This window comes from Neisseria sp. HMSC15G01, from assembly GCF_001808255.1.
In the GTDB taxonomy this organism is placed as follows: Bacteria; Pseudomonadota; Gammaproteobacteria; order Burkholderiales; family Neisseriaceae; genus Neisseria; species Neisseria subflava_A.
In genome coordinates, this window is sequence record NZ_KV792666.1 from 1 (window position 1) to 5,661 (window position 5,661).

At 49.8% G+C, this 5,661-nt stretch carries 2 tRNA genes and 3 rRNA genes; all 5 read left to right on the top strand.

The features are described from left to right. Positions 1–247: 247 nt before the first annotated feature. The 5 genes from HMPREF3139_RS02625 (at position 248) to rrf (ending at position 5,496) form a co-directional block, all read left to right on the top strand. Positions 248–1,788 (top strand): 16S ribosomal RNA (locus HMPREF3139_RS02625). Positions 1,789–1,893: 105 nt separating this feature from the next. After that, positions 1,894–1,970: transfer RNA gene (locus tag HMPREF3139_RS02630), tRNA-Ile, on the top strand. Between the two features lie 5 nt (positions 1,971–1,975). Next, a tRNA-Ala gene (locus HMPREF3139_RS02635) sits at positions 1,976–2,051 on the top strand. 347 nt (positions 2,052–2,398) lie between these two features. Continuing rightward, a 23S ribosomal RNA gene (locus HMPREF3139_RS02640) occupies positions 2,399–5,288 on the top strand. A 94-nt stretch (positions 5,289–5,382) separates the two neighbouring features. Then, a 5S ribosomal RNA gene (rrf, locus tag HMPREF3139_RS02645) occupies positions 5,383–5,496 on the top strand. Together the 16S, 23S and 5S rRNA genes with 2 tRNA genes alongside form the textbook arrangement of a ribosomal RNA operon. Positions 5,497–5,661: the final 165 nt, after the last annotated feature.

Genomic DNA, 5,661 nt, shown 5'->3' on the forward strand with positions numbered 1-5,661 from the left:
GTTCTTCGCTGCTGACGCGGTGAAGAAAACGAAGCAGACAGTATAACACAGTTAGTTAGAATTTTCGATAATTTTAGTTGACATTTGCTAAATGTACTGTATAATTCGATTCGCTCTTTAAAAAACAGATTACCGATAAGTGTGAGTGCATTAGGCCTCACACTGTTTGAAAGACAGACAAGATGATGTTTTAGACATTGTCCTGTCGGTTTCTTTGAAGCAGACCAGAAGTTATAAGTTAGAGATTGAACATAAGAGTTTGATCCTGGCTCAGATTGAACGCTGGCGGCATGCTTTACACATGCAAGTCGGACGGCAGCACAGAGAAGCTTGCTTCTTGGGTGGCGAGTGGCGAACGGGTGAGTAATATATCGGAACGTACCGAGTAATGGGGGATAACTAATCGAAAGATTAGCTAATACCGCATATTCTCTGAGGAGGAAAGCAGGGGCCCTTCGGGCCTTGCGTTATTCGAGCGGCCGATATCTGATTAGCTAGTTGGTGGGGTAAAGGCCTACCAAGGAGACGATCAGTAGCGGGTCTGAGAGGATGATCCGCCACACTGGGACTGAGACACGGCCCAGACTCCTACGGGAGGCAGCAGTGGGGAATTTTGGACAATGGGCGCAAGCCTGATCCAGCCATGCCGCGTGTCTGAAGAAGGCCTTCGGGTTGTAAAGGACTTTTGTCAGGGAAGAAAAGGCTGTTGCTAATATCGACAGCTGATGACGGTACCTGAAGAATAAGCACCGGCTAACTACGTGCCAGCAGCCGCGGTAATACGTAGGGTGCGAGCGTTAATCGGAATTACTGGGCGTAAAGCGAGCGCAGACGGTTACTTAAGCAGGATGTGAAATCCCCGGGCTCAACCTGGGAACTGCGTTCTGAACTGGGTGACTAGAGTGTGTCAGAGGGAGGTAGAATTCCACGTGTAGCAGTGAAATGCGTAGAGATGTGGAGGAATACCGATGGCGAAGGCAGCCTCCTGGGATAACACTGACGTTCATGCTCGAAAGCGTGGGTAGCAAACAGGATTAGATACCCTGGTAGTCCACGCCCTAAACGATGTCAATTAGCTGTTGGGCAACTTGATTGCTTAGTAGCGTAGCTAACGCGTGAAATTGACCGCCTGGGGAGTACGGTCGCAAGATTAAAACTCAAAGGAATTGACGGGGACCCGCACAAGCGGTGGATGATGTGGATTAATTCGATGCAACGCGAAGAACCTTACCTGGTCTTGACATGTACGGAATCCTCCAGAGACGGAGGAGTGCCTTCGGGAGCCGTAACACAGGTGCTGCATGGCTGTCGTCAGCTCGTGTCGTGAGATGTTGGGTTAAGTCCCGCAACGAGCGCAACCCTTGTCATTAGTTGCTATCATTTAGTTGGGCACTCTAATGAGACTGCCGGTGACAAGCCGGAGGAAGGTGGGGATGACGTCAAGTCCTCATGGCCCTTATGACCAGGGCTTCACACGTCATACAATGGTCGGTACAGAGGGTAGCCAAGCCGCGAGGTGGAGCCAATCTCACAAAACCGATCGTAGTCCGGATTGCACTCTGCAACTCGAGTGCATGAAGTCGGAATCGCTAGTAATCGCAGGTCAGCATACTGCGGTGAATACGTTCCCGGGTCTTGTACACACCGCCCGTCACACCATGGGAGTGGGGGATACCAGAAGTAGGTAGGGTAACCGCAAGGAGCCCGCTTACCACGGTATGCTTCATGACTGGGAGGAAGTCGTAACAAGGTAGCCGTAGGGGAACCTGCGGCTGGATCACCTCCTTTCTAGAGAAAGAAGAGGTCTGATGCATTCACACTTATCGGTAAACTGTAAAAGATGCGGAAGAGAAAAGCTTGAGTGAAGACAAGATTCGCTTAAGAAGAGAATCCGGGTTTGTAGCTCAGCTGGTTAGAGCACACGCTTGATAAGCGTGGGGTCGGAGGTTCAAGTCCTCCAAGACCCACCAAGAACGGGGGCATAGCTCAGTTGGTAGAGCACCTGCTTTGCAAGCAGGGGGTCATCGGTTCGATCCCGTTTGCCTCCACCAAGAACTTTACAAATCAAAGGAAGCCTGCTATACTTAGCAGCTTATTTTGATTTGCGAAGTGAAATATCGACGCATCGATCTTTAACAAATTGGAAAGCCGAAATCAACAAACAAAGACAATGAGTTTGTTTTGTTTTTTTTTCTTTGCAAAGGATGAAAAATCTCTCGCAAGAGAAAAGGAAACAAACACAGTATTTGGGTGATGATTGTATCGACTTAATCCTGAAACACAAAAGGCAGGATTAAGACACAACAAAGCAGTAAGCTTTATCAAAGTAGGAATTTCAAGTTTATTTCCCTAGTCAACGGGTAGGCAAACGAAGTCAAAGAGGTTCTTGAAATGATAGAGTCAAGTGAATAAGTGCATCAGGTGGATGCCTTGGCGATGATAGGCGACGAAGGACGTGTAAGCCTGCGAAAAGCGTGGGGGAGCTGGCAATAAAGCTATGATCCCGCGATGTCCGAATGGGGAAACCCACCTCTTAGGAGGTATCCTTATCTGAATACATAGGATAAGCGAAGCGAACCCGGAGAACTGAACCATCTAAGTACCCGGAGGAAAAGAAATCAACCGAGATTCCGCAAGTAGTGGCGAGCGAACGCGGAGGAGCCTGTACGTAATAACTGTCGAGATAGAAGAACAAGCTGGGAAGCTTGACCATAGTGGGTGATAGTCCCGTATTCGAAATCTCAATAGTGGTACTAAGCGTACGAAAAGTAGGGCGGGACACGTGAAATCCTGTCTGAATATGGGGGGACCATCCTCCAAGGCTAAATACTCATCATCGACCGATAGTGAACCAGTACCGTGAGGGAAAGGCGAAAAGAACCCCGGGAGGGGAGTGAAATAGAACCTGAAACCTGATGCATACAAACAGTGGGAGCACCCTTGTGGTGTGACTGCGTACCTTTTGTATAATGGGTCAACGACTTACATTCAGTAGCGAGCTTAACCGAATAGGGGAGGCGTAGGGAAACCGAGTCTTAATAGGGCGAACAGTTGCTGGGTGTAGACCCGAAACCGAGTGATCTATCCATGGCCAGGTTGAAGGTGCCGTAACAGGTACTGGAGGACCGAACCCACGCATGTTGCAAAATGCGGGGATGAGCTGTGGATAGGGGTGAAAGGCTAAACAAACTCGGAGATAGCTGGTTCTCCCCGAAAACTATTTAGGTAGTGCCTCGAGCAAGACACTGATGGGGGTAAAGCACTGTTATGGCTAGGGGGTTATTGCAACTTACCAACCCATGGCAAACTAAGAATACCATCAAGTGGTTCCTCGGGAGACAGACAGCGGGTGCTAACGTCCGTTGTCAAGAGGGAAACAACCCAGACCGCCAGCTAAGGTCCCAAATGATAGATTAAGTGGTAAACGAAGTGGGAAGGCCCAGACAGCCAGGATGTTGGCTTAGAAGCAGCCATCATTTAAAGAAAGCGTAATAGCTCACTGGTCGAGTCGTCCTGCGCGGAAGATGTAACGGGGCTCAAATCTATAACCGAAGCTGCGGATGCCAGTTTACTGGCATGGTAGGGGAGCGTTCTGTAGGCCGATGAAGGTGCATTGTAAAGTGTGCTGGAGGTATCAGAAGTGCGAATGTTGACATGAGTAGCGATAAAGCGGGTGAAAAGCCCGCTCGCCGAAAGCCCAAGGTTTCCTACGCAACGTTCATCGGCGTAGGGTGAGTCGGCCCCTAAGGCGAGGCAGAAATGCGTAGTCGATGGGAAACAGGTTAATATTCCTGTACTTGATTCAAATGCGATGTGGGGACGGAGAAGGTTAGGTTAGCAAGCTGTTGGAATAGCTTGTTTAAGCCGGTAGGTGGAAGACTTAGGCAAATCCGGGTCTTCTTAACACCGAGAAGTGATGACGAGTGTCTACGGACATGAAGTAACCAATTCCCACGCTTCCAGGAAAAGCCACTAAGCTTCAGTTTGAATTGAACCGTACCGCAAACCGACACAGGTGGGCAGGATGAGAATTCTAAGGCGCTTGAGAGAACTCAGGAGAAGGAACTCGGCAAATTGATACCGTAACTTCGGGAGAAGGTATGCCCTCTAAGGTTAAGGACTTGCTCCGTAAGCCCTGGAGGGTCGCAGAGAATAGGTGGCTGCGACTGTTTATTAAAAACACAGCACTCTGCTAACACGAAAGTGGACGTATAGGGTGTGACGCCTGCCCGGTGCTGGAAGGTTAATTGAAGATGTGCAAGCATCGGATCGAAGCCCCAGTAAACGGCGGCCGTAACTATAACGGTCCTAAGGTAGCGAACTTCCTTGTCGGGTAAGTTCCGACCCGCACGAATGGCGTAACGATGGCCACACTGTCTCCTCCTGAGACTCAGCGAAGTTGAAGTGGTTGTGAAGATGCAATCTACCCGCTGCTAGACGGAAAGACCCCGTGAACCTTTACTGTAGCTTTGCATTGGACTTTGAAGTCACTTGTGTAGGATAGGTGGGAGGCTTTGAAGCAGAGACGCCAGTCTCTGTGGAGCCGTCCTTGAAATACCACCCTGGTGTCTTTGAGGTTCTAACCCAGACCCGTAATCCGGGTCGGGGACCGTGCATGGTAGGCAGTTTGACTGGGGCGGTCTCCTCCCAAAGAGTAACGGAGGAGTTGGAAGGTTACCTAGGTCCGGTCGGAAATCGGACTGATAGTGCAATGGCAAAAGGTAGCTTAACTGCGAGACCGACAAGTCGAGCAGGTGCGAAAGCAGGACATAGTGATCCGGTGGTTCTGTATGGAAGGGCCATCGCTCAACGGATAAAAGGTACTCCGGGGATAACAGGCTGATTCCGCCCAAGAGTTCATATCGACGGCGGAGTTTGGCACCTCGATGTCGGCTCATCACATCCTGGGGCTGTAGTCGGTCCCAAGGGTATGGCTGTTCGCCATTTAAAGTGGTACGTGAGCTGGGTTTAAAACGTCGTGAGACAGTTTGGTCCCTATCTGCAGTGGGCGTTGGAAGTTTGACGGGGGCTGCTCCTAGTACGAGAGGACCGGAGTGGACGAACCTCTGGTGTACCGGTTGTAACGCCAGTTGCATAGCCGGGTAGCTAAGTTCGGAAGAGATAAGCGCTGAAAGCATCTAAGCGCGAAACTCGCCTGAAGATGAGACTTCCCTTGTGGTTTAACCACACTAAAGAGTCGTTCGAGACCAGGACGTTGATAGGTGGGGTGTGGAAGCGCGGTAACGCGTGAAGCTAACCCATACTAATTGCTCGTGAGGCTTGACTCTATCATTTGAAGAACTTCAAAGATAAAAGCTTACTGACTGATTCAGTCATCACCAAATAATTGATTAAGGCTTTACCGATTTGTAACAGTTTAAGTTTGGCGGCCATAGCGAGTTGGTCCCACGCCTTCCCATCCCGAACAGGACCGTGAAACGACTCAGCGCCGATGATAGTGTGGTTCTTCCATGTGAAAGTAGGTCACCGCCAAACACCCATTCCAAAGCCCCCGACTGATGTCGGGGGCTTTTTATATACCTGTCGTTTCTGTCGGTTTGACGATAGGAGGTAGGGTAATGGGTGCAAGGATATTGATGAACCGATACCCATTCCGATACCTATTGAGTGTTCGTGCATGCTTGTTGTTTAAATTAAAGG